This window comes from Ectopseudomonas oleovorans (assembly GCF_003052605.1).
Lineage (GTDB): Bacteria > Pseudomonadota > Gammaproteobacteria > Pseudomonadales > Pseudomonadaceae > Aquipseudomonas > Aquipseudomonas oleovorans_A.
This window is the reverse complement of the sequence record NZ_QASO01000005.1, coordinates 61329-85927: the sequence shown is the minus strand read 5'-3', so window position 1 is coordinate 85927 and position 24599 is coordinate 61329. Positions and strand designations below refer to the sequence as shown.

At 63.3% G+C, this 24599-nt stretch carries 28 protein-coding genes and 1 pseudogene; 5 read left to right on the top strand and 24 right to left on the bottom strand.

Going from position 1 to position 24599, the window contains the following annotated elements:
- Positions 1–5: 5 nt before the first annotated feature.
- The 5 genes and pseudogenes from DBO86_RS01285 to hemA all read right to left on the bottom strand — a co-directional run bounded on the left by DBO86_RS01285 (position 6) and on the right by hemA (position 5970).
- Positions 6–1204: pseudogene (locus DBO86_RS01285) on the bottom strand (MFS transporter).
- 85 nt (positions 1205–1289) lie between these two features.
- Entirely contained in the window at positions 1290–3143 is a 1854-nt protein-coding gene (gene asnB / locus DBO86_RS01280; RefSeq protein ID WP_108232784.1) for an asparagine synthase (glutamine-hydrolyzing), read from the bottom strand.
- Between the two features lie 22 nt (positions 3144–3165).
- Entirely contained in the window at positions 3166–4236 is a 1071-nt protein-coding gene (locus DBO86_RS01275; protein WP_108232783.1) for a Gfo/Idh/MocA family oxidoreductase, read from the bottom strand.
- Positions 4233–4736, bottom strand: a complete 504-nt coding sequence (locus tag DBO86_RS01270; RefSeq protein ID WP_108232782.1) for a GNAT family N-acetyltransferase — start codon at positions 4734–4736, stop codon at positions 4233–4235. The genes DBO86_RS01275 and DBO86_RS01270 overlap by 4 nt, the downstream gene beginning before the upstream one ends.
- Position 4737: 1 nt before the next feature.
- Positions 4738–5970 (bottom strand): 5-aminolevulinate synthase, encoded by a 1233-nt coding sequence (gene hemA, locus DBO86_RS01265; RefSeq protein ID WP_108232781.1) that lies wholly within the window; start codon positions 5968–5970, stop codon positions 4738–4740.
- Between the two features lie 156 nt (positions 5971–6126).
- On the opposite strand from hemA, the gene DBO86_RS01260 reads away from it, so the two are divergent.
- Positions 6127–6981 (top strand): helix-turn-helix transcriptional regulator, encoded by an 855-nt coding sequence (locus DBO86_RS01260; protein ID WP_108232780.1) that lies wholly within the window; start codon positions 6127–6129, stop codon positions 6979–6981.
- A 17-nt stretch (positions 6982–6998) separates the two neighbouring features.
- Here the strand turns inward: DBO86_RS01260 and DBO86_RS01255 are convergent, their stop codons facing one another.
- From DBO86_RS01255 to DBO86_RS01215, 9 genes are all read right to left on the bottom strand, one after another.
- On the bottom strand, positions 6999–8948 hold the full coding sequence (locus DBO86_RS01255; RefSeq protein ID WP_108232779.1) for a relaxase/mobilization nuclease and DUF3363 domain-containing protein: 1950 nt from the start codon (positions 8946–8948) through the stop codon (positions 6999–7001).
- 349 nt (positions 8949–9297) lie between these two features.
- Positions 9298–9825 carry a S26 family signal peptidase gene (locus DBO86_RS01250; protein WP_108232778.1) on the bottom strand — a complete coding sequence of 176 codons (528 nt, stop codon included), beginning with the start codon at positions 9823–9825 and terminating at the stop codon, positions 9298–9300.
- A complete protein-coding gene (locus tag DBO86_RS01245; RefSeq protein WP_108232803.1) occupies positions 9822–10064 on the bottom strand; it encodes a hypothetical protein in 243 nt (80 codons plus the stop codon). The genes DBO86_RS01250 and DBO86_RS01245 overlap by 4 nt, the downstream gene beginning before the upstream one ends.
- A complete protein-coding gene (gene parA, locus DBO86_RS01240; protein WP_108232777.1) occupies positions 10061–10699 on the bottom strand; it encodes a ParA family partition ATPase in 639 nt (212 codons plus the stop codon). Before parA ends, DBO86_RS01245 begins: the two co-directional genes overlap by 4 nt.
- Positions 10700–10943: 244 nt before the next feature.
- A complete protein-coding gene (locus DBO86_RS01235; protein ID WP_108232776.1) occupies positions 10944–11771 on the bottom strand; it encodes a replication initiator protein A in 828 nt (275 codons plus the stop codon).
- A gap of 11 nt (positions 11772–11782) precedes the next feature.
- On the bottom strand, positions 11783–12154 hold the full coding sequence (locus tag DBO86_RS01230) for a helix-turn-helix transcriptional regulator (RefSeq protein ID WP_108232775.1): 372 nt from the start codon (positions 12152–12154) through the stop codon (positions 11783–11785).
- 506 nt (positions 12155–12660) lie between these two features.
- Entirely contained in the window at positions 12661–13173 is a 513-nt protein-coding gene (locus DBO86_RS01225; RefSeq protein ID WP_108232774.1) for an antirestriction protein ArdA, read from the bottom strand.
- 438 nt (positions 13174–13611) lie between these two features.
- The gene (locus DBO86_RS26395) at positions 13612–13776 is read right to left on the bottom strand and encodes an ATP-binding protein (RefSeq protein WP_244185491.1); all 165 of its coding nucleotides are present in this window, start codon (positions 13774–13776) and stop codon (positions 13612–13614) included.
- A 189-nt stretch (positions 13777–13965) separates the two neighbouring features.
- The gene (locus tag DBO86_RS01215) at positions 13966–14301 is read right to left on the bottom strand and encodes a hypothetical protein (protein WP_244185490.1); all 336 of its coding nucleotides are present in this window, start codon (positions 14299–14301) and stop codon (positions 13966–13968) included.
- A gap of 282 nt (positions 14302–14583) precedes the next feature.
- Between DBO86_RS01215 and DBO86_RS01210 the strand changes: the two genes are divergently transcribed.
- Both DBO86_RS01210 and DBO86_RS01205 read left to right on the top strand, forming a co-directional pair.
- The gene (locus tag DBO86_RS01210) at positions 14584–15312 is read left to right on the top strand and encodes a Crp/Fnr family transcriptional regulator (protein ID WP_108232773.1); all 729 of its coding nucleotides are present in this window, start codon (positions 14584–14586) and stop codon (positions 15310–15312) included.
- 119 nt (positions 15313–15431) lie between these two features.
- Entirely contained in the window at positions 15432–16148 is a 717-nt protein-coding gene (locus DBO86_RS01205; RefSeq protein ID WP_055985584.1) for a Crp/Fnr family transcriptional regulator, read from the top strand.
- 21 nt (positions 16149–16169) lie between these two features.
- Here the strand turns inward: DBO86_RS01205 and DBO86_RS01200 are convergent, their stop codons facing one another.
- From DBO86_RS01200 to DBO86_RS01190, 3 genes are read right to left on the bottom strand one after another with little or no spacing between them, the layout of a single operon-like run.
- On the bottom strand, positions 16170–17396 hold the full coding sequence (locus tag DBO86_RS01200) for a diguanylate cyclase domain-containing protein (protein ID WP_108232772.1): 1227 nt from the start codon (positions 17394–17396) through the stop codon (positions 16170–16172).
- A gap of 45 nt (positions 17397–17441) precedes the next feature.
- Complete coding sequence (locus DBO86_RS01195; RefSeq protein WP_108232771.1) at positions 17442–18233, bottom strand: OmpA family protein; 792 nt, start codon at positions 18231–18233, stop codon at positions 17442–17444.
- A complete protein-coding gene (locus DBO86_RS01190) occupies positions 18230–18625 on the bottom strand; it encodes a DUF4398 domain-containing protein (RefSeq protein ID WP_108232770.1) in 396 nt (131 codons plus the stop codon). The genes DBO86_RS01195 and DBO86_RS01190 overlap by 4 nt, the downstream gene beginning before the upstream one ends.
- Before the next feature lie 678 nt (positions 18626–19303).
- Here DBO86_RS01190 and DBO86_RS27005 point away from each other — a divergent pair.
- Positions 19304–19426, top strand: a complete 123-nt coding sequence (locus DBO86_RS27005; RefSeq protein ID WP_269084503.1) for a hypothetical protein — start codon at positions 19304–19306, stop codon at positions 19424–19426.
- Positions 19427–19462: 36 nt separating this feature from the next.
- Here DBO86_RS27005 and DBO86_RS01180 read toward each other — a convergent pair whose 3' ends face one another.
- Positions 19463–20164: an alpha/beta fold hydrolase gene (locus DBO86_RS01180; protein ID WP_108232769.1), complete on the bottom strand. Its 702-nt coding sequence runs from the start codon at positions 20162–20164 to the stop codon at positions 19463–19465.
- A gap of 222 nt (positions 20165–20386) precedes the next feature.
- Between DBO86_RS01180 and DBO86_RS01175 the strand changes: the two genes are divergently transcribed.
- On the top strand, positions 20387–20929 hold the full coding sequence (locus DBO86_RS01175; RefSeq protein ID WP_108232768.1) for a hypothetical protein: 543 nt from the start codon (positions 20387–20389) through the stop codon (positions 20927–20929).
- Positions 20930–21127: 198 nt separating this feature from the next.
- Here the strand turns inward: DBO86_RS01175 and DBO86_RS01170 are convergent, their stop codons facing one another.
- The 6 genes from DBO86_RS01170 to DBO86_RS01145 form a co-directional block, all read right to left on the bottom strand.
- Positions 21128–21961, bottom strand: coding sequence for a BON domain-containing protein (locus tag DBO86_RS01170; protein ID WP_108232767.1), 834 nt, complete (start codon positions 21959–21961; stop codon positions 21128–21130).
- 173 nt (positions 21962–22134) lie between these two features.
- Complete coding sequence (locus DBO86_RS01165) at positions 22135–22293, bottom strand: DUF3309 family protein (RefSeq protein WP_041769480.1); 159 nt, start codon at positions 22291–22293, stop codon at positions 22135–22137.
- 235 nt (positions 22294–22528) lie between these two features.
- Positions 22529–22741 carry a CsbD family protein gene (locus tag DBO86_RS01160; RefSeq protein WP_013715900.1) on the bottom strand — a complete coding sequence of 71 codons (213 nt, stop codon included), beginning with the start codon at positions 22739–22741 and terminating at the stop codon, positions 22529–22531.
- Positions 22738–22986: a hypothetical protein gene (locus DBO86_RS01155; RefSeq protein WP_093051285.1), complete on the bottom strand. Its 249-nt coding sequence runs from the start codon at positions 22984–22986 to the stop codon at positions 22738–22740. The genes DBO86_RS01160 and DBO86_RS01155 overlap by 4 nt, the downstream gene beginning before the upstream one ends.
- A 107-nt stretch (positions 22987–23093) precedes the next feature.
- On the bottom strand, positions 23094–23825 hold the full coding sequence (locus DBO86_RS01150; protein ID WP_108232766.1) for a trypsin-like peptidase domain-containing protein: 732 nt from the start codon (positions 23823–23825) through the stop codon (positions 23094–23096).
- A 558-nt stretch (positions 23826–24383) separates the two neighbouring features.
- Positions 24384–24599 carry a CsbD family protein gene (locus DBO86_RS01145; RefSeq protein WP_037002018.1) on the bottom strand — a complete coding sequence of 72 codons (216 nt, stop codon included), beginning with the start codon at positions 24597–24599 and terminating at the stop codon, positions 24384–24386.

Below are 24599 nucleotides of genomic sequence, written 5' to 3'. Positions count from 1 at the left end.
CTCCGTCAGTTGTAGGGTTCGGCTTGCACGTCGCCGTTCCAGTTTGGCTGACGACGCAGGTTGACGATCTGCAGCAGGGCGCCCAGCGCGGCGACACCGCCGGCACTGGCAGCCAGGGTCCAGGTGGGCAGCTGTAACAGCAGCACGAAACCGCCAGCCGCGGCACCAATGGCGCTGCCCAGGTACAGCGCCGACTGTTCAGGGCGATGGCCAGGTTGCCGTCGCCTTGGGCCTGGCGCGCCAGGATCAGCTCGTTATTCTGCGGCACCTGCAGCGCCCAGCCGACCGCGCCCCACAGGGCGATGGGCAGCATCACCAGCCAGGTGCTGAGGGCCGCCGCCAGCGGCAGTACGAACAGCGACACGGCGAGGATCAGCATGATGGCAAAGGTAAGCATCGGGCCCTTGATGCGATCCACCAGCGGGCCGATCAGGAAGCTGCCCAGCACGCCGCCGATGCCCCAGACCCACAGATAGGGCGTGACCGAGCGCACCCCGCCATAGGCCGGGTCAGCCAGCAGCGGGGCGATGAAGGTGTACATGCCCAGGCTGGCAATGGCGGCCAGCAGCGACACCAGCAGAATGACCAGCACATGACCATCGCCGAGGATCGCCAGCTTCTGGCCCAGCGTGGTGGCGGTGGCCGCAGGCAGTGAAGGGAGCTTCAGCAGCAGGCCGAAGAAGGCCACCAGGCCAAGCAGGGTGACCAGCCACAGGGCGGCCTGCCAGCCGAGCTGTTCGGCGATCAGCAGGCTGAGCGGCACGCCCAGCACCACACCGCTGGCCATACCGCCCATGATGATGGCGATGGCCTTGCCACGGCGTTCCGGCGTGGACACGGCGGCCGAGGCGCCGATGCCCATCGCCAGGTAGACGCCGGCGCCGATACCGGCGATGGCGCGCCAGACCATCAGCACGGTGAAGCTCTCGGCCAGTGCACTGGCGGCGTTTGCGATGACGAACAGGCCTAGGGCCAGTAGCAAGCCGGCGCGCTGACGGTGTGCTGGGGTCAGTGCGACGAAGATTGGCGAGCCCAGGCCGTAGGCCAGGGTGAAGGCGGTGACCAGCTGCGCGGCCACCGCGACGGAGACCGCGAACGAGGCCTCGATCATCGGGATCAACCCGGCGGTGACGTAGGAGGCCATGCCGAGGGCAAAGGCCCCCAGCGCTATGAGGTAGATGGGTGATTGGTTGGGTGTGTGCATGCTCGGACTCGCTTGCGTTGCAGGAACGCGTGGGTGGTACAGCGGAAGGATGCGGCCCCGCACCGGGGCCTCACCCGGTTGGGGACTAAAGTTCGAGGCTGACGTCGTACTCGCTCAGCCAGGTGTTGAGGCCGACCGCCAGCTCCATGCCCATGCGCTCGTACATGGGCGAGACGCTGCCGAGCGGTTTGGCCAGGGTTTGCTGGACACGGCCGCTGTCGAGCAGGGGCGTCACCGGTGCATTGCGATCCGCCTGGATGGCGGCCAGGGCATCACGCAGTGCCTGCTCGTAGGCCGGATCCTGGGTCGAGGGGTAGGGGCTCTTGACCCGTTCGCTGATTGACTCCGGCAGCAGGTCGCGGGTCGCCGCGCGCAGGATGCTTTTCTCCCGCCCGTCGAAGGCCTTCATCGCCCAAGGGATGTTGAAGGCGTACTCGACCAGGCGGTGGTCGCAGAAGGGCACTCGCACCTCGAGGCCGACGGCCATGCTCATGCGATCCTTACGGTCGAGCAGGGTCTGCACGAAGCGGGTCAGGTTGACGTAGCTCATCTGCCGCATGCGCTGGTCGACCGTGCTCTCGCCAGGCAGTACCGGCGCCTTGGCTATGGCCTGGGCATAGCTGTCGCGCAGGAAGCTGTGCATGTCGAGTTGGGCCAACAGGCCCGGGTCGAACAGGGTCTTGCCGTCGAAGTACTTGCCGGTCACCGAGGTCAGCCAGGGGAAGGTGTCGGCCTGGATCGCCTCTGGATCGTGGAACCAGCGGTAGCCGCCGAACACCTCATCCGCGCTCTCGCCGGACAGTGCCACCGTCGAGTGCTTGCGCACCTCCTGGAACAGCCGATAGAGCGATGGCCACATGTCGCCCCAGAACGCCGGCGGTAGGTCGAGGGCGCGGACGATCTGCGCACGCAACGCCGGATCGGCCAGCTCGCGGCTGTCGAGGACGATCTCCTGGTGACTGGAGCGGATCTTCTCCACCAGGTCGCGCACGAAGGGTGCGTCCGGCGTGCCGCGCACGGCATCGCCGGTGAAGCCGCTGCCGTGGTCGACGAAGTCGACGGAGAAGGAGCGGATGTTCTCCTTGCCGGCGGCCAACAGCTTCTTTGACGCCAGCGCGGTGATGATCGAGGAATCCAGGCCGCCAGAGAGCAGGCTGCACAGCGGTACGTCGGCGACGATCTGGCGGTCGACGATGTCCTCCAGCAGATCGCGGGTATTGCGGATGGTCTCGTCCAGCGTGTGTTCGTGCTCGCGTGCTTCTAGCTTCCAGTAGTGGCGGCGGCCCAGACCCTGACGGTTGATGCGCACGATCTCGCCCGGCATCACCTCGCGCATGCCATCGAACACGGCATGGCCTGGCGTCTTCACCATCTCCAGGATCTCGCGCAGGCCGTCTGCACGCACCTTGCGCGGCACCAGCGGGTTGGCCAGCAGCCCCTTGGGTTCTGAGCCGAACACCACGCCGTCGGAGGTGGGGAAGTAGTACAGAGGCTTGACGCCCATGCGGTCACGGATCAGCAGCAGCTCCTGCGAACGCAGGTCCCAGATGGCGAAGGCATACATGCCGTTGAGCCGCTCGACGAAGGCCTCACCCCATTCGACATAGGCACGCAGCACCACCTCGGTGTCGCTGCGGGTCTCGAAACGATGGCCAAGTCGTTGCAGTTCGGTGCGCAGCTCGCGGAAGTTGTAGACCTCGCCGCTGTAAGTGATCGCGGCGACCTCGCGCGGGCCACCGTGCATCGCCGTCATCGGTTGGCGACCGCCCTCCAGATCGATGATTGACAGGCGCCGGTGACCCAGGCCGACCGGGCCCTCGATCCACAGCCCGCCAGCATCCGGCCCGCGCAGGGCCATGGTGTCGGTCATGCGTTGCAGGGTGTCGCGTTGCGTTTCCAGGTTCTGGCTGTAGGACAGCCATCCAGCGATTCCACACATAGTCGTTCTCCTTGTGATTGAGTTACCCGAGGCTTTCCAGGTCGCTGTCCTCGGCCAGCAGCACGCGCGTCTCGCCATGGACGTAGCGCGCCGGTGCTGGGGTTTGGGCGTGGGTTTCTAGGTCGTTGAGCAGGCGCTGCAGCGCCACGGCGGTATCAAGGCCGGCGAAGGGCTGGCGGGGTGGTTCCTTGAGCGCTACGGCACGTACCACCTGCCGGCAAAGCCGCGAAAGCTTGTGCAGGGTGTCCAGGCCTGGCTCGTCGGGAGCTGTGGCGAACTCGTGCAACAGCTCCTCGCTGCCGTCGGCGGCGCGCGTCCAGATGCGCAACTGGTCGTGATCCCAGCGCGGCGTGTCGAACACCAGGCGCGCATGGATCAGCCGGGCGTCGCGGTCGATGAAGCTGAAGTCCAGGGTGCGCTGGCGCACGATGTTGACGAAGCTGGCGTAGCCGGTGACCCGCGCCTCGCCCAGGCTGGCGGTGAGTTGCACGGTGTCGAGTACCTCTGCGCCGGAGATGGAGAAATCCGAGCGCACTCCGAGCACGCCCTCGAGCCGGAGCTGGCCGGCGCGAGGGCAGATCCAGCCGAGCAGGTCCAAGGCATGGATCACCTCGCTGGTCACGCCGCAGGTGGGGCGGTAGTCGTTGATGCGGTCCTTGCCCCAGTGGAAGTTGGCGCGGACCAGTTGCCAGTCGTGACGCTCGACCCACTCACGCAACTGCTGGGTCGCGTCCGAATAGCGCTCCACCAGGTCCAAGGCAAAACCGCGTACCTGGTCCAGTGCACCGTACAGTTCGTCCAGGTTGTCACCGGGCGTGACCAGCGGCTTCTCGCAGAGCACGAAGCCCTGGTAGCCGGCCAGTTGCTTGAGCACCGGCGCATGGCTGTGGTCGTTGACGCTGACCACGACGATGTCCGGCGCGAAGCCTTCCAGTGCGCGGGTGACGCTGTCGAAGTAGGGCAGTTCGGTCGTCTTCTGCTGGCGCCCGACATAGGCCAGCGACAGCGGCAGGCCAGTGCTCGTGGCGATATGCTCGAAGGCGCGGCGGTAGCGGTTGCCGGCGTAGCCCAGGCCGATGATCAGGATCTTCATGCCGAGGCCTCCTGACGAATCAGCAGGCGCTCGTCGCTGACGGCGAAGCCAAGGGCCTGGTACAGCGTGCCGGCATCCGCGGTGCTCTGCAGCACCACGCAGCCGATGCCGCGGTTGGCGAACCAGCGCAGCAGGTGTTGCATCAGTTGCTTAGCGATGCCACGGCCCCGCCACTGCGGTTCCACCACCACCGACTGCACCCAGCCGGACAGGCCGGTGAGGCAGCCCGGCGCTGGCGCGCGTTGGTCGATGATGGCCGTCGCGCAGCCCAGCACCTGGCCGGATTCCTTGTGCTCGGCGGCGAGGATCTGCACGCAGTCACTGTCGTTCAGGCGGCTGCTCAGCCAGGTACGGTAGGCCGCCCGCCAGCGCGCCGCGTCCTCCGGCGTCTTGCTCGAATAGCTTGCGTTGGTGCCGTCCAGCAGATACGCGCGCAGTTCAACCAAACTGGCCAGGTCGGCCTGGGTCGCCGGACGTACTGTGAAGAAGGACTGTGCCATCTCACGCCACCTCCGCAGCAAACACCTCGGACGCCAGCGGGATGCTGAAGTAGTCGAAGGTCTCGCGTAGCGACACGGCCAGATGCTCGATCTGCGCATCGCTGTGGTTCGGCGTGGCGTTGACGCGGAAGCGTTCCGTCCCTACCGGCACGGATGGATAGTTGATCGGCTGTAGGTACACACCATGGTTATGCAGCAGACGTTCGGCTGCCGCTTTGCAGCGCTTGGCTTCACCTACCCGCACCGGTAGCACGTGGGTCTGCGAGCAGGGCATCACCGGCACGTCATAGTGCTTGAGCCGCTCGCGCAGCTTGGCGGTCTGGGTATGCAACTGATCGCGCTCGAAGCGGCTGGCCTTGAGATGCTCGACGCTGGCCAGGCAGCCGGCGGTGATCGCTGGCGGCAGCGAGGTGGTGAAGATGAAACCCACAGCGAAGGAGCGCACGGCATCCACGATCACCTGGTCCGAGGCGATATAGCCGCCGATCACGCCGATGGCCTTGGCCATGGTTCCCTGGATGATGTCGACCTGATCGGCCACGTCCAGCTCGGCGGCGATACCGGCGCCGCGCGGGCCGTACATGCCCACCGCATGCACTTCGTCGAGGTAGGTGAGGGCGTTGTAGCGCTTGGCGATCGCAACGATTTCGGCGATTGGGGCAATGTCCCCATCCATCGAGTAAATCGACTCGAACACCACAATCTTCGGCTGACCCAGCGGGTAGCTGGCGAGAATCTGCTCCAGATGTTCGACGTCGTTATGGCGGAAGATCTTGCGCTCGTTGGGCGTCGAGCGAATGCCGTTGACGATGGAGGCGTGGTTCAGTTCGTCACTGATGACTACGCAATCGGGGATACGCCGCAGCAGACACTGGAGGGTGGCGTCGTTGGAGCCGAATCCGGTGGGGAAGACCAGCGCCGCCTCCTTGCCGTGCCAGTCGGCCAGGCTAGCTTCCAGACTGGTATACACCTCGTGCGAGCCGCCAATATTGCGCGAGCCGCCGGAGCCCGCTCCGTAGGTCTCCAACGCATCGTGCATTTGTTCGCGCACTGCAGGATGTTGCGACATTCCGAGGTAGTCGTTGCTGCACCAGACCACCACGGGTTCCTGCTCGCGGCCATCCAGCTTGGCCAGCGGGTACTGGCCGCAGATACGGCTCAGGGTGGTGAAGGTGCGGTACTGGTTAGAGGACTTCAATGTCTCCAGTTGTTCCCGAAGAAGTGCTTGGTACATCCGTTTATCTCCTTAGCGAGTTGATGACACGTCTCTGTGTGGTTCCTCATCAAGCAAGAGCCCTGGCTCGGGCATTCGCGGCCAGGTCGGGGTATTCTTCTCGGGATTTATAGGGGTTACAATTTGACTGTTTATCCTAGTACTGGAGGTAACCGGATGAGCGCGCCTCGCACAGCTGAACGCACTCGGGTAGAGCTGGCCGAATTCCTGCGTAGTCGCCGCGAACGCATTTCGCCGGAGGAGGTGGGCCTGCCCGCCGGTAGTCGGCGGCGCACGCCGGGGCTGCGCCGCGAGGAGGTCGCGGCCCTGGCCGGGGTGGGTTTGTCCTGGTACACCTGGCTGGAACAAGGACGGGACATCAGCGTGTCCGCGACCTTCCTCGACAACCTCTCGCGCACGCTCAAGCTGGATGCCACCGAGCGTCGTCACCTGTTCCTGCTCGCTCACCAGCGTCTGCCGCCAGAGCCGGGCAAGACCTGGTGTACGGTGCCTGCGCTGATTCACCGACTGATGGGGGATCTGCCGTCCCGCCCGGCTTATGTGCTCAACCTGCGCTGGGATGTATTGGCCTGGAACGCTGCGGCAGATCGGGTGTTCGGTTTCTCTGCGCTGCCGGCGGATCGCCGCAACCTGCTGTGGATGCTGTTCACCAGCCCGGCCATGCGCGAGTTGTTCAACCCTTGGGATGAGCAGGCGCTGCAGATACTCTCCAGCTTCCGCCGTGACTTCGTGCGGGCGACCCAGGATTCGGATATCGCCGCGCTGGTGAAGGATCTGGAGAAGGCCTCGCCGGACTTCAGGGAATGGTGGCGGCAGCAGGACATCCACGGCCCGTGCCAGGGGATCCGCCATCTGAAGATCGATTCGGTCGGCCAGGTGGTGTTCGAACACACCACGCTGACCATCGACGAGGATCGCCACCTGCGGCTGGTCTACTACGCAGCCAAGGAAGGTATGCCGCAGAGCCGCGACTTCGAGCAGTGGCTGCAACAGGAGCCGGCGCTGGTATAAGCCCCGGCGCCTGTTGCTCAACCAATCGACGGCCCGCGCTGGCGACCCAGTTGCCAGGACACGCTGTTGCCCTGAATCACCGCCGACACGCTCTGCCCGAGCCTCTGCTCGATCACCGGCTTCCACGGCGCCAGGCTGAAGCCGATGCCATCGTCGAGCAGGGCATAACGGCCGCTGGCCAACTGCACGCTGCGCCGGTAGATCCCACTGACGCGCTGGCCCTCCGTCGTCGGGCGGTACTGCATACCTGTCTGCTCCGAGATCTCGCGCGCCGTTGCGGCCAGCTCCCGTCCTCGCAGGGTGGCCAGCAGGTTGCGTGAGAGCGCCACGCGTTGGCCTTGGCGTTCGGCCAGCCCCAGTTCCACCAGGAAGTCGGCACGCTGTCGCAACGCTTCACGCACCTCCTTGCCGAAGCCCTTGTCGACCAGCTCGCGGTTGCCGCCGATCAGCTGTTGGTCCAGCCAGGTCGCGCCGACGGCGCGTACCTGCTGCTCGAGGGGCAGCGGTGTGCGCAGCTCGACGGCGACATCGCCCAGGCGGCGAGCATCATGCTGCCGGCCTTGCTCGGGCAGGTCGGCCGGCACGCGCCAGACACCCTCGGCCAACCGCTCGACGATACCGGCCCGGCGCAGGGCTTCCAGACGCCGTACATGGCGCTCGACCAATGCCTCGGTGTCATGCCCGTCGCTCGACTGCGAGCGTGCCAGGGCCAGGTGGTGATCGCTGCGATAAAGGCCGTCCGCAGCCAGCGAAGCAATCGAGCGATCCACCGCGCGCGGCTCGCTCAGACTGCGTGTTTCCACCAGGCCGCCGATTGGGTAGTCGGCCAGTTCCGCGCGGGTAGGCAAGGCCAGGTAGTGAGCCTTGCCGTCGAGACCGTCGACCACCAGGTAGCCGCGGTCGTGTAACTCGTCGGCCAGCCCCTTGGCTACGATCCGACCTACCACAACAGAACTATCCTTGCCCGGCTCGAAGACCGCCAGCTCGCGCTGCACGCTACCCATGGCCCGCTGCATCGTGCGCACGATATCGCCGCGTTCACCCATGGCACGCAGAGTGGCCTCGGCGTCGTCATGCAGGAGCCATTGTCCGGGCCGACCTTCATGGGCGAGTTCAAGCTTCTGCAATTGCTGCAGGCGGCCGATCAGCAACTGCCGGCGCGGATGGTTGGCGAGCGATTTCAGGCTGAGCACGCCGGCCAGGCGTTCGCGCAGCAGGGTGCGATCCAGGCTGGTGAAACGCTCCTGCTGCACCTCGCGCTGCAGACTCTGCTGGATCTCCAGCTCGGTACGCGGTCCCAGCCATTCGGTGGCCAGCTCCGAGGCGCGGTTGCGCATGCCCTCGGCGATGTAGTCGCGGGCGATCACCAGGTCCTTGCCGTTATCGTCCTTGCCGCGCAGGACGATATGGGTGTGCGGATTGTCGGTGTTCCAGTGGTCGACCGCCACCCAGTCGAGCCGGGTGCCGAGGTCGGCCTCCATCCGGCTCATCAGATGGCGGGTGTAGGTGCGCAGGTCGTCGAGTTGCTCGGCATCCTCGGGCGAGACGATAAAGCGAAACTGGTGGCGGTCGTCCCGGCCACGCTCCTCGAACGCATTGAGGTCGGCCTGGTCGGTCAGCGGCCCGTAGGCCTTGCCCGGATCGCCCTCGCGACTGACGCCGTCGCGCTCGATGTAGCGCAGGTGGCTCGCGGTCGAGCGCTTGCCAGCCTGGCGTAGGTTTACCAGGCGCGTCTTGATGGTAACGCGACGGGCGTTGGACGGCAGTTGCTGTGCGCTGAAGCGAGCGGCGACATGCCCGCGGCCGAGACGGGCGCCGGGCTGCTGGCCCGCCTTGCGCGGCTTGCCGGTGCCGGCCTTGTTGGCGTGGCGCAGCACCTGGTTGACGAAGGGTTGGCCGCGTTGCTGCGGCTTGCCCGGCTGCGGGCGAAAGCGCAATTCGTCGTCCTGACGACTTCCCTTGCTCATGTTTGGACTCCTCCAAGTTGATCGCAGTACGGCGTGTCAGGCACGCTCCCAGGCCGTTGCCGCTGCGGGGCGAACACGATTGTGGCACCTGGCGACACCGGCGCTGTGTCGCCGCCAACCCCCGTGCAGACTGCTTTCTGGGCCAACGAAGTGCCGCCCCCTTTTATCTTGCCCTCCGCTTTTTCCGTGCCTTGGCGCTGCTGGGCTGGGTAATCAGGAGAGGCGGGACGGCGACTTCCAAAGCTCCTGGCCGGCAGGCGAGGGCAGAGGTATCTGCAGCCAGGCGGCGCGCGAGTGCGCACACCGAGCGCATGCAGTCGGCAGGCGGATCGCCACGGAGAAGGTCTGCTCATCGACGCGACTCCAGCCACAAGGGCTGCGCCCGACCGATCACCGCGTCGGCGGATATCGGGCCGAAGTAGCGGCTGTCGAACGACGCCGGGTTTTTGCTGCTGAGCAGGAATAGCTCGTCGCCCACCAGGCGCCGACAGGTCTGCCGGCTTGGCAGCGCGCGACCCTGTAGATCCCACTTCAAGCGCCTGGCAACAACGACGCCATCGATGCGCACCTGATTGCCCAATATGCACACTCGCTGCGGCGCCATCGCCGCAACGGTCTTCAGCAACGGCACGTTCGTCGGCAGGTAGCCGCGCTGCGCTGCCAGCGACCTCGCCTCCGGCGGCAGGCCAACCAGTACCAGATCGCCCGGTGCCAACGAGTCGGCTGGCGAAATGCGGTACCAACCGATGGGCACGCTGTCGGAAGCGTTGTAGACCAGTCGTGGTGGCGACGCCGCAATTGCTGCCCAACCCAGGGCCAACAAGCTGCAGGCGATCAGCGCCAGTGGCCACCGCACGCCGTGAGCACCCTGCATCATGACGTGGCCTCCGGAAACTGCCGCTCCAGTACTTCACGCAGCATCTCCGCCATGGTCACGCCGCGGTCGAAGGCCGCCAACTTGATCCGCGTACGCAGTGCCGGCGTCACGTCCAGCGTCAGCCGGGCGCTGTAGCGCTCGGCCTTGCCGCTGTCGACGGCGGCGCCCTGGCGTATCCAGGCTTCGGCGTTCGGATCGGTCAGCGGGCGTGCGCCGATACCGATGCGCTTGCTGCTCATGGCGACCACCTCAGCAACTCGTCGACCAGACTGCTGACCTCGTGCGCGGCGGCGCTGTCCGGCGCCAGTTCGCGTGCCAGGCGACCGGCTGCCACGCTCTCGGCGAAGACGATGCGCTGGCGTACCTCGGCCTGCAGCGCCGGCAGCGGTTGGTCGGCCAAGGCGCCGCGGGCTTCGCGGCCGATCACCGTGGTGCTGACGCGGCGGTTGATGGCGAACGCTGCGCGCAGTGTGGGCCTGAACACCTGCGCTTCGCGGATCAGGTTGACCATCTCCGCGCTGGCCCACAGGTCGTAGGGGCTGGGCTGCACCGGGATCAACACGCGATCGGCCGCCAGCAACGCCGAGCGGGCGAGGGCGGCGATGCGCGGTGGCCCGTCGATGATCACATGATCGGCGCGACGAGCCAGCTCCGGTGCCTCCTGGTGCAGCGTCTCGCGCGCTAGGCCGACGGCGCTGAACAGCCTGGGCAAGCCCTGCTGGCTGCGTCGCTGCGTCCAGTCCAGCGCCGAGCCCTGCGGGTCGGCATCGAGCAGGATGACGTTCTGTCCGCGCAGGGCCAGTTCGCCGGCGATATGGGTGGCGAGGGTGGTCTTGCCCACCCCACCTTTCTGGTTGAGCAGGGCGACGATCATGGCCGGATCTCCCCGACCAAACCGCCCCAATCAGCAGCTGTCCACAAACCGGCGCTGCCCCAATAACAAGTTAGAGCTTTTAAGTTAGTTAAGTTAAGGGAGGCTGGAAGCCCTGCCAGCCGTGGCCTGCAGCGGAGTTCGTGCGCCCGATAGCACGAGGGGGATGCGCCTGATAGCACGTGCCGGCGTGCGCCTGATAGCACGACTGCATTCACAGCTTTTCCCGAAGTTATCCCCGTGCCGTCTACGGCACGCGCCGGAAGGCCAGCAGCTCGGTCGATGGGGGCAGGTGAACAACCTCCAGGCGATACCCTGGAAGTGGCTGACGGGCGACCAGAGCGCGCACATCCAAAGCAAAGTCCGAATAGCGCGCAGAGCTGCCGGATTTGCGGTACAGGTGGCGAAAGTCGAACTGCCAGCCGTCCTCCTGCTTGCCGCCGTGCTTTCGCACTAGGCGGTACAGCCAGCGCTCGATACCGCCGGTGAGGCGGAAGTAAGCCGGGTCGATGGTCAGCACCAGTGCCTGATCCAGTACCCCGCTGTAGAACCAGTCCGGCAGGATCAGCTCGATACCCAGTGGCCGGCCATCTACCGCGGCCAGCTCCTTCCACTCGTTGATCCAGGAAAAACGATGTAGACGTCGGCCGGTGGTCTCGCGGATCGAGGTGGCCACGCTGGTCGACTGCAGCCGATCCAGGGCGGCCTTCAGGCGCTGGTAGTCGCGTAGCGAGGTGCCCCGGCCGATGAAACGCAGGATCTGGAAAGGCGTTGCACGCATCAGTCGCGAAGTGGGGATGCCCGCATCGCGCGCCTCGACAAGCTGGCTGGCAGCCCAGATCAGGATGTCGGCATCCCAGATCGTGGCGATGCCATGCTCCAGCGTGCCCTCCACGCGCACCGTCACCTCGCCCGAACGAAAGTCGATCGGCACTGTGCGCCGCGACTTGGCCAGCGAGAAGAACGGATGCGCCATCAGATCCTGGGCATCGCGTGGCGCCATATCTCCCGGCAGGGCGCGGAACAGATCCAGTTGCTCGCTCTGCGAAGTCAAATCTAGATGCCGACAGTTCATAGGCGAAGGTTTCACTGATCATCACGCAGCGCTCCCGGGTGGCGGTCGATGTACTCGGGATCGAAGGTGGTCTCGAAACTGCGCTCACTGGCCCAGGCTTCGAGATCGGTAAGCGCATACATCACCCTCCGGCCGAACTTGTGGAAGCGCGGCCCGCCGCCGATCACCCGCTGCTTCTCCAGCGTGCGCGGCGACAGCCGCAGGAAGGCCGCTGCTTCGTTGTTGGTGAGGTAGCGAGGGGCAGGGCTGGCCTGTAGCGCTTGCGCCTCAATAGCGCCCTCCACGGGCCGCATGGCATGCACCTTCGGCCCGGCCTTGCGATGCAGCGGGGCATCGAGATCGATGCGACGTGGCTGACGGGAAAGATTGGTTGAGTGCGACATGGTGTGTCCTCCGTTGACGTGGGAGGTGCACCGTGCGGCAGCCGTCGCATTCGATCATGCCGGGTTGGGTCTGGGCGAATACGCAGGGAGGAGGGGCGAGGATTGATACCGGGAAGGTCTGGACGCTGACCGTGTACGCCCATCTACGCGCGTCACCGGCCATGGTGCTCAAGCACGCCAAGCTCCGCACGCGTAGCCCCACGGATATATGGATCTGCGGCTTTCCATAAAACCGGAAAACCGCATCGGCGGATTTCCGTAAATCCGTAAAAGCGTAAATCCGCCTCCCAACCAATCCGTAAATCCGTGGATACGGATCGACGGATTTGGGCAAAACCGTAAGACCGTAACGGTCTCAATCAGCGGACGACCCAACGAGGTTGCTCCAGGCTGATCGCTGGGTGCAGACGCCTGTGCATCAGCCGTCCGGGTGGGGCGCGCGGGTGGCCGGCAGGACAGGGGCGCAAAAAACAAGGCACCGGGTCGCCCCGGTGCCTTCTGCTGGGTTAGCGATTCCAGAACACATGCACCTGCTCGGAGGCGGTCTCCAGGGTGAACACGTCGCCGCTGTACTCCATGTCGCGGGCCATGGCTCGGTAGTCGATGTACATAGCCAGTTGCTGAGGGATGCTGTTGGTTTCCTCGGTCAGCTCCTGGGCGTAGTCGGCCAGTGAGCTGTAGCAGCCGCAATAGTCTTCCTCTGCCGCCTTACGCGCCTGCTCCAGGTCGTTGAAGTGAGCGAGCAGGGCGCCGCCGAACTCGGGGTACTCCTCGACGAAGCAGGCGATCTCATGGGCGCATTCAAGGCCCTCGTACTCGCTTAGGCAGTAGCCGTCGAAGCCCTCGAAGTCGTGGATGGCGTATTCCTCCGCACCCTCGACCGGCGAGGCCGCCAGCATGGCACTGACCTGCGCCTGGATGTCGTCCAGCTCCAGGGTGGCGTCGATCCAGACGCCATGCAGGTGACCGGCGTTGTAGGCGGCCAGGTCGGCAACGTAGATCCTGATGTGTTCGCTCATGGCTTTCGCTCCTTCGTCTTCAGGGTTCTGCGCTTGCGCTGCGCATGAACCCCTGCCGACTAGGGCGACTAAGGCGGTCGTGAAAAAATCAGGAAAAATCGCGGAGGATCCACCCAGCGCAGCGGCCGGGTGGAAACCGTCTATTTTTCTTGATTTTGAGGGGGCAAGAACCCCTGCTCTTAGTGAAAAAGTGGAGTCGACGACATCGTTGCGTGTCAGAAAAGGAATATCAGATAACCAAATGCGGCACTGATAAAAATTAGGCTACCTACGTTCAACCACCAGAGGATATTGGCCTGACGTGCGCAGTATGCGCATTCGTAAGCTTCATCAGGCACGATATTTTACACTCTGGACATCGCCTCTGTTTATCGTCCATCGGAGCGTTAATCCTAATTTGAGTACTGCCTGGCGTTATCCTACCGGAACTGAAACTCCTCAACGGTAAAAGTGCAAGCTAAACACCGTCCCCGCATTGTCGCTTTCGACGCTGGCCTCACCCGAATGAACGTGCATGATTGATTGGACAATTGCCAGCCCCAGTCCGCCGGAGTCATCAGGTTGATTGCGTGAGGCATCACAGCGATAGAAACGCTCGAACAGGTGAGGCAGGTGCCTTGCCTCGATGGGGATGCCCGGTTGTGGACCATGATTTCCAGGGTATTCGCCTCCATCTTTGTACTGACTGTGACTAGGCTATCAGCGGCACCATAACGAAGAGCGTTAGAAGAAAGGTTAGCCAAGGCCCGACGCAGGAGCTCCGGTTCTGCTTCCAACTGTCCATGGCTTTGGTTAGGGGCGGCCCTCCGCTCGCTCTACAGTGGAAGAGCCGTGTCCTGGTTGGTGTTTCGCGTTGCTTCTTGGTGCACCTCCTCGGACCTCGGAGAGGGCGCGGCGATAGAGCACGACCATTTCATCGAGCAGAGCCAGCGCAGAGTAAGCAGCGATGCGCACACGCAGATCGGCTGGCTGCAAGCCGTCAGGTTCAGCCACTTGATCGAGCAGATTGCCGAGCATGACGCCACGCAGTTCAGCTGCAGCGTCAGAGGGAAGAGGAAAGCGTTCGCATTCATGCAGCGGGCGTCGCTGGAACGGGAAAGGTACAACGCAGGATTCGAACTCAGCCATGGCGCACCTCCTGAGCAGAGGTGGACTGCAAGACCTGAAGCCAAAGACGGAGCTCTCGGGTAAGAAGGGGGAGCGCATTGCTTGTGCGCCTCGGACACTGGGAGGTGGGCCAGCCGATCTCGCGGTTGATGGGGTAGAAGGGCAGGGGCGTAATCCAGCTATGGCTATTGGCCCTTCCTAAACAGCCGTGTATCGGACTTTGTGCGATAGCGTACAGAGTGCCCGACTATTGGGCGTATGCTGGAGCCCTTGCGCTGCGTTTTGCACCGAGAGAGTCCGATCATGCACGAGTTGCATCAGCCGCAGCAGAACCATCTGCTGGCAGCCCTGACAGCCGAGGTGCGCCAGCGTCTGTTCGCGCACCTCGAGCTTGTACCCTTGCCGCTTGGCAAGGTGCTCTATGAATCTGGCGATACCATGCGCCATGTCTACTTTCCCACCGATTCGATCATCTCGCTGATCTATGTGATGGAGAGTGGCGCTTCTGCGGAAATTTCCGTGGTCGGTAATGAGGGACTAGTCGGTATCGCCTTGTTCATGGGCGGTGAGAGCACGCCGAGCCGGGCCGTAGTGCAGAGCGGTGGGCATGCCTTCCGGCTCAAGGGGCCGCTGCTCAAGGCCGAGTTCGATCGCCACGGTGAACTGCTGGTGCTGATGCTGCGTTATACCCAGGCGCTGATCACCCAGATGGCGCAGACCGCAGTGTGCAACCGTCACCACTCCATCGACCAGCAGTTGTGTCGCTGGTTGCTGTTGTCACTCGACCGCTTGCCGAGCAACCAACTGACCATGACTCAGGAGCTGATCGCCAACATGCTTGGCGTACGGCGCGAAGGCGTGACCGAGGCGGCTGGAAAATTGCAGCGCCAGGGCGTGATCGAGTACAGCCGTGGGCATATCACCGTGCTCGACCGGCACCAGTTGGAACAGCTCAGCTGCGAGTGCTACGCGGTGGTAAAAAAGGAGACCGACCGCCTGCTGCCTTACTTGCCGCTGCGTCAGGGCAACTGAGGCGTTGCGTGCCGTAGCGAACAGAGCGCCGCCACCGGCTTGCCCCAGACTGGCGAAGCGGGATGGTCAGGCACCTGCTCCGCACCCCTCCTATTCGCCCGTGCCGCAGGGATTCGCCCATGTCAGGGGTCATCCAGAACCTGCTCCTCGCCGGCTTGCCGGTCAAAGAGCGTACTGCCGTCCTACAGCACTGCGAGGTGGTTCAGCTGCAATTCGGCAGCCTCCTGTGTGATGCCAACCAGCCGATGCACTATCTGTATTTTCCGCTCACCGCCTTTATCTCGCAGGTGAACATCCTGAGCGGCCATCATCCACTGGAATTGGGGTTGATCGGCCACGAAGGCATGCTCGGTGTCACGCTTGTCTTGGGGGTAGAGACGGCGCCCAGCCGGGCTGTGGTGCAGGGCGCAGGCAGCGCGTTGCGTATCACGATTGAAGCAATGCGCGAGGAACTGCTGGCCAGTCCGCGACTGCAGCGTCGACTCAAGCGCTATCTCTATGTGTTGCTGGTACAGCTCTCGCAGAACGCCGCCTGCGGTCACTTCCATGCCCTGGAGCCGCGTCTGGCACGCTGGCTTCTAATGACACACGACCGCGCCCATGCCGACCATTTCCACCTGACCCATCAATACCTGGCAAACATGCTCGGGGTGCGCCGCAGTGGGGTGACCATTGCCGCTGGCGCGCTGCAGTTGCGTGGGTTGATCCACTACAGCCGCGGCGAAATCAGCATTCTTGATCGACCGCGACTGGAGGCGGCGGCCTGCGAGTGCTATGCCGAGATGCTCGACGACTACAGCCGGCAGTTCAGCCTGCCGCTGCGCCATTTGGCCTGAGTCAGGTACTGTCTGCGCGGCTTACCGGCTGCCATCCGCGCGCACCTCAATGCTGTCGTGGAAGAACCGATAGCGGTTGTGGCCGGCCTGCTTGGCCTGATACATGGCGCTGTCGGCATGGCGCAGCAATGCCTCGGAACTGCCGCCGTCGGCCGGGAACAGGCTGATACCGATGCTGCAGGTGATCTGTACCTCGACCTGCCCGATACAGTGCTGCGTCGCCAGGGCGTCGAGAATTTTCCGTGCGCTGATGGCTGCATCCCGTTCGCCCTGGATTTCGCTCAGCAATACGATGAATTCATCGCCGCCGGTCCGGCTGACGGTGTCCGAGCTGCGCACGCAGGCAAGCAGTCGTCGGGCGACGGATTGCAGCAAATGATCGCCGACAGCATGGCCGAGCGAATCGTTGATCTGCTTGAAGTCGTCTAGGTCAAGAAACATCAGTGCCAGTGAACTGGCATGCCGCTTCGCCAGGTGGATTGCCTGGGCAATACGGTCGTCAAGCAACAGACGATTGGGCAGGTGGGTAAGGATGTCGTGCTGGGCCAGGTGCGTCATCTTGTCCGCCATCGCCTGCGCCGCACTGACGTCGTGAAAGACGACCACCGCTCCTCTGATTTGCCCATCGCCATTGTGGATCGGTGACGAGGAGTCCTCGAACGCTCGCGGTGCACGAGTGCCCTTGTCAGGGGGCGTTGGAAAATGCTCTCTCAGGTTTTGCGGTGCCGTGGCAGCGCAGCGGCTGGCCTCGCCATCGGGCGACGGCATCACTTCTGCGATGGAGTGCCCGCGCGCTTGTTCCAGCGTCCAGCCGCTGATGCGCTGGGCTGCGCGGTTGAGGTAATCGACCCGGCCTAGCAGGTCGGTTGTAATCACCGCAGCGCCGATAGAATCGAGAATGACCTGGGCGTGTGCGTGCTCATGAGCAAGCCGGTCTGCCGGGATCAGCGCGCAGAACGCCTGCGTGGTCCGAGAATCGCGGCCATCACCGAGGGCTCGATAGAGCATCAGCGGTACGGCCGCGGCGATGCGTGATAACAGCTCGAAGTTGGTCAGAGCGTTACCGGGGTAAAGGCTCTGCTCGAACAAGGCGATATCCAGGCCGCCTGCCTGCGCGCGCGTGACCGCATCGTCCAGCCGATCCAGACATTCGACGACGAAACAGCCGTCGCCGGCCAGGTTCAGTACGGCCTGGAGCTCGCAGCCGGCTGCGGCATCTGCCGTGACCAGGAGAATTCGATAGGTCATGGCGTTTCCCCTTACTGATTGCCGGGAGCCTCGCTGCCGGCCGCTTCAGCGCGCCGAGGTGAGATTGTTGCTGATGATGATCTCGACCCGACGGTTCAGTTGCCGCCCCGCGGCCGAGTCGTTGCCGGCCACCGGCGAGCCTTCGCCCTTGCCTGAGGCGAGCAGGCGGCTGGCGGCGATACCCTGGCTTTGCAGGTGAGATTTCACGCTGTCGGCACGACGTTGAGACAGATCGAAGTTGGCGCTCTCGCTGCCGACGTTGTCGGTGTGGCCTTCAATTGTCACCGTGCGTTCCGGGTGACGATTGAGGAAGTCGGTGAGCATGGTCAGGTTATGGTTGGCGTTGCCATTGAGCTCCGCTCGGCCGCTGGCGAATAACAGGTCCCCCAGGGTTACCAACAGGCCGCGTTCGGTTTCTTCGGCGTTGAGGCCGTCGATCTGTCGTTGCAGATCGACATTGCGTCGCTGCGCTTGATCGGCTTCGCGGGTGCGTGAGTCGAGGCGGGCGCTTTCGCGTTGCTCGCCCAGTTGCCGACGTTGGTCCTCATAGAAGCGCTCCAGGGCGCGAGCACGGGCGATCTCCACCTTGCGATCAGCCATCACCACAAGGTGTTGGCCCAGGACTTCATCGGTTCGTGGCTGTTCGGCAGCCAGTACGGCGATTTCTGCAGCCTCCAGTGAGACCGGTACACGGCTGGCCAACTGCGGGTCGTTTTGCAGCTGGGTCAACCGGTTGCGTGCATCGGCTGCGCCCGGCGGTGTCACTGGTGTAGCTGCACAGCCAACGAGGGAGAAGGTGGCAACCAATAGATAGACTTGCGTGTAGTGCACGTTCATGGCCTCACTCCCGTGTTGCGTTGCATTTCCTGCTTCAGGCTTTCGGTGCCGTCACGCATTTCCTGATTGACGATGAGCGCCTTGGTCATTTGCGAACGGGCCATGGCCAGCTCGGCTTCAGCCCGCGATTGTTCGGCCATGCGTGTGGCGAGCGGCATGTCCTCGTTCTGCACCGCCACTTCTGCGGCTGCCAGTTTCTCCCGGGCCATGCCTAGTTCGAAGGCTGCATGTTCGCCGGCACGGCCCTGTTCGGCACTCTGGATAGCAAATTGCGCGGCTTGCAGTTCCTGGATAGGCGGCACAGGTTGCGATGCGCAGGCCGCGAGCAGCAGGGTGGTTCCTGCAAGGCCCAGTAGCGCTCCGATGCGGGTGGTTTTCCTGGTCTTGTTCATCTAGTTGTCCTCGGGCCGGCGGAGCCTGAGCATCCGCCTGCACAGTGATAAATCGACGGCGCCTCAGCGGTGTTTGGCGTCCAACGTATGGCGCCCGTCAGGTGCCCCGGCCAATGACCCCGGCGACTGCTGCGGGGGCATGCTCTTGTCCGTATCGCCCCGGCGCTTGGGTTGAAAACCGGGCTCAGAGAACGAGCCCGGCTCCGGCGGGCGGCGGCGCTCGGTCACCTTTGGTGGTTGATAGGTGGGGTCGGGTTGCGTGGGGTCGTGCATCGTGCACCTCTGCTGGGGAGCGGGGCCGACGGGAGTGCCTGACCCTGATGCAGCAGATTGCCTGTTGTACGGATCGGCGTCGGTACGTTGCCGCGCATAGAGGGGCGTTGCGTCGACCTGCTGGGGAACGGCGTTCACTGGCGCACAGATGTGCCTGCGACGGCGGAGCAGGTTGCTCGTCACCTCAGTTTCAAGCACTCGGCCAAAGTTCCTGAAGTAACGTGTCTGGGAAGTACGCTGGCGTACATACAACGGCTTTGCACTGGGCACAGCATGAAGCTGACCAGAAACAGAGCGGCCAGCGCCGCAGCAGGTTTCGTCATGCATGGAATGATCGAATCCCCCGTCAGGCATATCAATGCGCAGTGCTAGCCACTCGCGCTCTACCTGCACAAACCCAGTGGCATGCGCTATGCCGCCAGTCTCGAGTCGGCCTGGAGCTATGAGCTCAATCCGCTGTACGGCCAGGCGCGCCACGCCACACTCGACGATCTGGCCGATACGGAGGTCTGGCAGCGCCTGATTTGAGCCCGCTGGACGCCTGATCTCTGGCGCCGTTTGCGGCTACAGCCTAGCCAGCCAGTGTTTTAGTTCCTTTGAGACGGCGTCCGGCTGCTCCAGCGGAGCCAGGTGGCCACAGGTCTCGATAATGGCCAGATGCGCGGCGGTGATGGCGTCGGCCATTTCCCGGTGGACTTCCGGTGGTGTAATGGCATCGTCGCTGCCGCACAGCACCAGGGTTGGACAGGCGATCCGGTAAAGGTCCGGACGGCTATCTATACGGCCGATCATGGCCCGCTGCTGGTTGATACAGACTTGCGCACCTTGACTGTTGGCCATGGCACGGATCACCTCCAGCAAGCCCGGATCATCCAGATGTGCCGGGTGCACCAGTTTTGGTAGCAGCCCTTCGATGACGGCAGGAAAGTCCATTGCCGCCAGGCGTATCGACTGCATTCTGGCTTCGCTATTTCCGTCCGTGTCAGGCCTGGCGCTGGTATCCAGCAAGGCCAGGGCTAGCACGCGCTGCGGTGCCTGGCGGAGAATTTCCAGGGCGACATAGCCGCCCAGGGAAAAACCGGCCAGGGCGAACTCATCGGCCGGTGCCAGGGCGAGCACCGCGCTGGCCATGGCGGCAATGGAGTCTTCATCGCTGATGTCGGCGACCGAAACGTGCGCGGTGACGGCGAGAGCTGCGGCCTGATATTGCCAAAGGCGTGCATCGCAGAGTAATCCCGGAAGCAGCAGCAGGTGTGGTCTGGTCATGGTCGGCCTCGCAATTTTATCGGCAGATGATGGGAATCTGGACAGGCTGGGCACAGCTTCCGCTCAGGTTGCGCCATGCGCAGCGTGGCGACCGTGCGTTAGCACACCCAGGGGCGGCGGCACTGATCTGTGGAGGTACGCGAACGCACAGACGCCACGCCACCGTGGCAATAGCCTGAAGTCGTACGCGCTTTGTGCGTGGAGCCAATCGGGAGTAGAGCGATGGACACCTATCGTCATAATGTATCCGCCAGTTTTGCCCAGCGTGCAGCGGCCGATCGCGTCCTGTCTAAGCTGCTCAAGCGCGGCTTATCACGTGAGCAGTTGCAGATACTGGATGCTAGTGAGCACACGCCGCTGGGCCTGGCGGCTCGGCTCAAAAGCCGCTCGGTGCGCAATGCGATGCTGACCTATGGCGCCATCGGTGCTGTGGTCGGCGGGGTACTGGGCGCACTGGCCCAAGCTGCTCTGGTCATCTCGGACATGGGCCTGCTGACTGCCAGCCCATCGCTTGCGCCGATCATGCTGATGGGCTGGGGTGCTTTTCTTGGGGCCTTGCTAGGTGCCCTGGCCGGCCTCGCTGCAGTTGTCCCGTGGCGTCCGAGCCTGACTCCAGAGGAGATAGCCGCCGGCGGTAGCGTGCTGTTGGCCAATACCCGCAGTGCCGAGCAAACCAGTATGGTCCGTGAAGTGCTGACGGCTTCCAGTGGTACTTGCAAGGATGTGGATATGCTCCAGAGTGGGCGTGACGGCTGGTTAAGCTAGTGGGCTGAGAGGGCGGTGACGGTCGCATTCAGCGCCTGCTGGCGACTGCCTCGTGCCAGCAGTACAGCCGCCGCGTTGCGCGCCATGTCCGGCATCAGCCCGCTCGGTCTGCCTGATACATGGCAGCTAGCGCGGCGTAATTTGCAGTGGCGATGGCCGGTCAGCCTGCTAGGGCTGACCTGGCATATCCTCCTCGTCTTAGAAGGTCAGCGCCTTCGATTGCACGCTTCTCACCCCGCGTACATTTTCCGTAAGTTTCACCGCCAGGGCTCGTTCGGCACCATCGTGAACCTTGCCGCTGAGAGTGACAATACCGTTCTCGGTGCTGACATCGATCCCCGTACTGCCCACATTGCGCGAATAGAGCAGAGTGGATTTCACCTTGGTGGTGATCCAGCTGTCGGCGATGTCGTCGCCGGCTTCGCTGGCGGCCTGCTTGCCGCTGTCGATCATGCCCGGTTTGTCCGCCTTGACTCTGAGCTGATTGTCGACGGCAGTCACGCCATTGGTGCTCATCGCCAGACTAACCGCGTGCTCGCGGGCTTCGCTACTGCCCACGGTGCCGCTGAGGGTGACCTTGCCGTCGCGGGTGACCACCTTGGTATCCATACCTTCAGCATATCGGCTCCAAAGCAACTTGGACTTGATCGCCGCCGTGGTGCTGGCATCGTCTATGGTGTCGCCGAAGCTGCGTTCGCCGCTGGATTTGCTCGGGGTGAACTTCGCATCGACGACGATGTTGTTGGTCACCGAATCGATGCCGCTGACGCCGAGCGCGATCTCATTGGCCAGTTCCTTGTTGGCTTCTTCGGTCACTCGGCCGCTCAGGGTCGCCTTGCCGTTGTCTACCGAAACCTTGAGGTCGCTGGCGCGCAGATAGGGGCTGATGGAGTAGGCTGTCGAGATCTGGCTTTCCTGGCGTGCCTCAGTGATGTCCTGGGACATGTTTTCCGCTAGCGCACCACCGCTCGCTGTGGCGATGGCCAGAGCGAGCGATGAAGCCAGCAGAAGGGGGCGCGGTTGCGTGTGCATGATAAGAGTCCTTTACGAGAGAACCGGCGGCGATGCGCGTGCAGCTGGCGCCTGGCCGATGGTAGGTGGGAGGGCGTTGCACCGGTATCGGCTATGGCCGATACCGGATGATGCAGCTTGGCAGCCCGTGGGCCGGCAGTCGGTGCGTTGGCGAACCGAGGGCAGACCCAGGTTCATATCCGGCCGAGCAGCACCAGAATGACGAGGATGATGACGATCAGGCCCAGGGCGCCACTGGGCATGTAGCCCCAACTGCGGCTGTGGGGCCAGGTGGGAATGGCGCCGACCAGTAGCAGGATCAGCACGATCAGCAGAATGGTGCCCAGGCTCATGGCAGGCTCCTTGCGGTATTGATGATGGGGTGGGTGTAGCAGGAGCGCGGTGGTGGGTCCGTGCTCTACATGACATCAGCATGGCGTAGACAGGGCTGCCGATCTGTACGGCTGCGCACGTAAGCTGGCGATAGCGCTGCAAGCTGTTGCGGCGGGCAGGAGAGGGGAGCTTGGCGCTGAACGCCAGGAAGCCAAACGCTCCGCAGAGGGCGGAGCGATGGAGTGCGCGGTCAGATCAGCTTTTGCATTTCTGCAGGAAGCTCTTGACCTGTTTGTCGGCCTCGTCACGCGTGAGGGCGTAACGCTCTTTGATCAGACCAGCCAGTTTCTGCTCCTGGCCTTCGGTTTTCAGCAACTCGTCCTCGGTCAGTTTGCCCCAAGCGATCTTGGCGGCGCCGACCTGTTGCTGCCATTTGCCTTTGAGGGCATCCGTACTGGGCAGGCTCATGACTTTTTCGGCTCCCGGTTCTGCGCGTTGCGCTTGTCCTGAGTGGCCTGCGGCTTGGCTTGGTTGGCCGCTTCCTTGGGTTGTTGAGGCGACTTGGCGGGCCCCTCGAAGGTGTCCTTGCTGATGACCGGATCGCGATCCGCCTTGTAGAACGGCTGGGCGGTGCTGGCGGTTGACGGTTTCTGGGTTTGGCCTTCGGCTTTACCCGAATTCTTGGCCGGTTGTTGATAGGTGGGCTTGTGCATGGTGACCTCTGGTGAAACCGGCAACTGCAAAGGTGCGAGGTGCCGGGAAGAGGACTGTGACAGGCTGGTAAGGGCCAGTCGGTGCGTTGTCGCGCTTAGGTTGGAAGTCAGTGCTCGGTCAGCGTCATCAGAATATCGGCGTACCAGGTGCAGTTAAGGCCCAACGCCTCGTCCAGCAACAGGTCACGGCTGCCCAGGTCGACCCGGGACGAGTGAATACCCAGCAGGCGCCACGGCAGGGATTGCTGCCCGGCCGCGGGATTGCTGGTCCGCATCACCACCGGTGAGCCACTGGTGCCGCGGTGAGTGCGAGCGTCGGTGAGAAAATAACCGAGACCCTGAAAGCGAAGGCCGAAAGAGGACGCGAGAATTGCGTGGCGTACCACTGGCATGTGGTGAAGGCTGTCATGGAAGCCGAGCGGAAAACCAACCACCAGCAACTGGGCGCCGATCTCGATATGTTCCTGAGGCTGCACTAAATGTTCCGGTCTGAAGGCGTGGTAGGCGATGGCATCGGGCAGTGCTGAACGCTCGATTTCGATGGCGGCCACATCGATCTCGCCGGCACTATCCAGGCCTTGGCGCCATAGACTGCCGCCGTTGCGGTAAAGAGGGATGGAAAAGCCTGTGGAACTGGCCATGTTGCTCGAATCGGTGTGGACCTCTATCTCCAGGCTGTCCGGGTGATGACCAGTGGGCTCATCGATCAACACGTGGCGGCTGGTGACCAGGAACAAGCGCTCATCGCGGGCGAAGAAGAAGCCGCTGGCATTCGTCAGCACCTGCGTACCCGCAATGGTGGTGATACGTGCCACGCTCAACATCAGGGAATCGATCATCGTCTTAAGGGCCTCCGGTCGATAATTTGCTTACCGACTGACATGTTGCATCAAGTCCTTGGGCTAGCCCGCAAACAGTCAAACCAGCGGTGCTACTTGTGCCATTGCGTCCTGATCTTTCATCCATTCTGCAGCCAGCCATGGCATCACCGATGAATGCGAGGCCATCCCTCGTTTCGGTGCAGTGCAGTCTATCGGGTGAAGACCGCAGCGTATGCGTGCCAGCGTACGGATCGAGTGAATACGGGGTGGCAGTATCCGTATGGATGGCGCGTCTGCTTCGCGTCGGATAATTCCGATTGGTGAACGATATGCACAAGCCCAAGAAATCTGACCAACCAAGTAAACCTGCTGACCAGTACTTGCCCGGGAGCTCTGATTCGAGCAGTCACCAGCAAGAGGTTGAGCAGCGTGAGCGTCGACTTCTCAGGCGCGATAAGCGCGAACAATCGACACGAGACTTGCAAGATGACTTGATGGATAGCTAGCTCGGCTGGTGGCTTTTGCTCGTCTGCTCGGTCATTCCAGCAGGCTGCGTCTTCAAGACGTGCGTAGGTATCAGGTGGTGCGATTGCGCTCGAAGAAGCTCAGCACCTGTTTTTCTGCTTCTTCGTGGGTCATGCCGTAGCGTGCCTCTACGAGGTGGGTCAATTTATCTTGATCCCCTTCGGATTTGATCAGTTCATTAAGGGTCAACTCATCCCAGTTGATCATGGCCGGACCAGCCAGCTGCCGCCATTTTCCTTTGATGATGTCGCTAAGTAGTCTGCTCAT

Excerpts from the sequence above, each read along its gene's own strand:
- DBO86_RS01245 (WP_108232803.1), bottom strand. The coding sequence starts at position 10,064 with ATGAGCAGCAAGCGCATCGGTATCGGCGCACGCCCGCTGACCGATCCG.
- DBO86_RS01275 (WP_108232783.1), bottom strand. The coding sequence starts at position 4,236 with ATGAAGATCCTGATCATCGGCCTGGGCTACGCCGGCAACCGCTACCGC.
- DBO86_RS01255 (WP_108232779.1), bottom strand. The coding sequence starts at position 8,948 with ATGAGCAAGGGAAGTCGTCAGGACGACGAATTGCGCTTTCGCCCGCAG.
- DBO86_RS01160 (WP_013715900.1), bottom strand. The coding sequence starts at position 22,741 with ATGAGCCTGCCCAGTACGGATGCCCTCAAAGGCAAATGGCAGCAACAG.
- DBO86_RS01145 (WP_037002018.1), bottom strand. The coding sequence starts at position 24,599 with ATGAGCAGACTACTTAGCGACATCATCAAAGGAAAATGGCGGCAGCTG.
- DBO86_RS01155 (WP_093051285.1), bottom strand. The coding sequence starts at position 22,986 with ATGCACAAGCCCACCTATCAACAACCGGCCAAGAATTCGGGTAAAGCC.
- DBO86_RS01205 (WP_055985584.1), top strand. The coding sequence starts at position 15,432 with ATGTCAGGGGTCATCCAGAACCTGCTCCTCGCCGGCTTGCCGGTCAAA.
- parA (WP_108232777.1), bottom strand. The coding sequence starts at position 10,699 with ATGATCGTCGCCCTGCTCAACCAGAAAGGTGGGGTGGGCAAGACCACC.
- hemA (WP_108232781.1), bottom strand. The coding sequence starts at position 5,970 with ATGTACCAAGCACTTCTTCGGGAACAACTGGAGACATTGAAGTCCTCT.
- DBO86_RS01180 (WP_108232769.1), bottom strand. The coding sequence starts at position 20,164 with ATGACCAGACCACACCTGCTGCTGCTTCCGGGATTACTCTGCGATGCA.
- DBO86_RS01170 (WP_108232767.1), bottom strand. The coding sequence starts at position 21,961 with ATGCACACGCAACCGCGCCCCCTTCTGCTGGCTTCATCGCTCGCTCTG.
- DBO86_RS01195 (WP_108232771.1), bottom strand. The coding sequence starts at position 18,233 with ATGAACGTGCACTACACGCAAGTCTATCTATTGGTTGCCACCTTCTCC.
- DBO86_RS01225 (WP_108232774.1), bottom strand. The coding sequence starts at position 13,173 with ATGAGCGAACACATCAGGATCTACGTTGCCGACCTGGCCGCCTACAAC.
- DBO86_RS01165 (WP_041769480.1), bottom strand. The coding sequence starts at position 22,293 with ATGAGCCTGGGCACCATTCTGCTGATCGTGCTGATCCTGCTACTGGTC.
- DBO86_RS01235 (WP_108232776.1), bottom strand. The coding sequence starts at position 11,771 with ATGAACTGTCGGCATCTAGATTTGACTTCGCAGAGCGAGCAACTGGAT.
- DBO86_RS01250 (WP_108232778.1), bottom strand. The coding sequence starts at position 9,825 with ATGATGCAGGGTGCTCACGGCGTGCGGTGGCCACTGGCGCTGATCGCC.
- DBO86_RS01260 (WP_108232780.1), top strand. The coding sequence starts at position 6,127 with ATGAGCGCGCCTCGCACAGCTGAACGCACTCGGGTAGAGCTGGCCGAA.
- DBO86_RS01175 (WP_108232768.1), top strand. The coding sequence starts at position 20,387 with ATGGACACCTATCGTCATAATGTATCCGCCAGTTTTGCCCAGCGTGCA.
- DBO86_RS01150 (WP_108232766.1), bottom strand. The coding sequence starts at position 23,825 with ATGATCGATTCCCTGATGTTGAGCGTGGCACGTATCACCACCATTGCG.
- DBO86_RS01270 (WP_108232782.1), bottom strand. The coding sequence starts at position 4,736 with ATGGCACAGTCCTTCTTCACAGTACGTCCGGCGACCCAGGCCGACCTG.
- DBO86_RS01215 (WP_244185490.1), bottom strand. The coding sequence starts at position 14,301 with ATGGCTGAGTTCGAATCCTGCGTTGTACCTTTCCCGTTCCAGCGACGC.
- DBO86_RS01230 (WP_108232775.1), bottom strand. The coding sequence starts at position 12,154 with ATGTCGCACTCAACCAATCTTTCCCGTCAGCCACGTCGCATCGATCTC.
- DBO86_RS01190 (WP_108232770.1), bottom strand. The coding sequence starts at position 18,625 with ATGAACAAGACCAGGAAAACCACCCGCATCGGAGCGCTACTGGGCCTT.
- DBO86_RS01200 (WP_108232772.1), bottom strand. The coding sequence starts at position 17,396 with ATGACCTATCGAATTCTCCTGGTCACGGCAGATGCCGCAGCCGGCTGC.
- DBO86_RS27005 (WP_269084503.1), top strand. The coding sequence starts at position 19,304 with ATGCGCTATGCCGCCAGTCTCGAGTCGGCCTGGAGCTATGAGCTCAAT.
- DBO86_RS01210 (WP_108232773.1), top strand. The coding sequence starts at position 14,584 with ATGCACGAGTTGCATCAGCCGCAGCAGAACCATCTGCTGGCAGCCCTG.
- asnB (WP_108232784.1), bottom strand. The coding sequence starts at position 3,143 with ATGTGTGGAATCGCTGGATGGCTGTCCTACAGCCAGAACCTGGAAACG.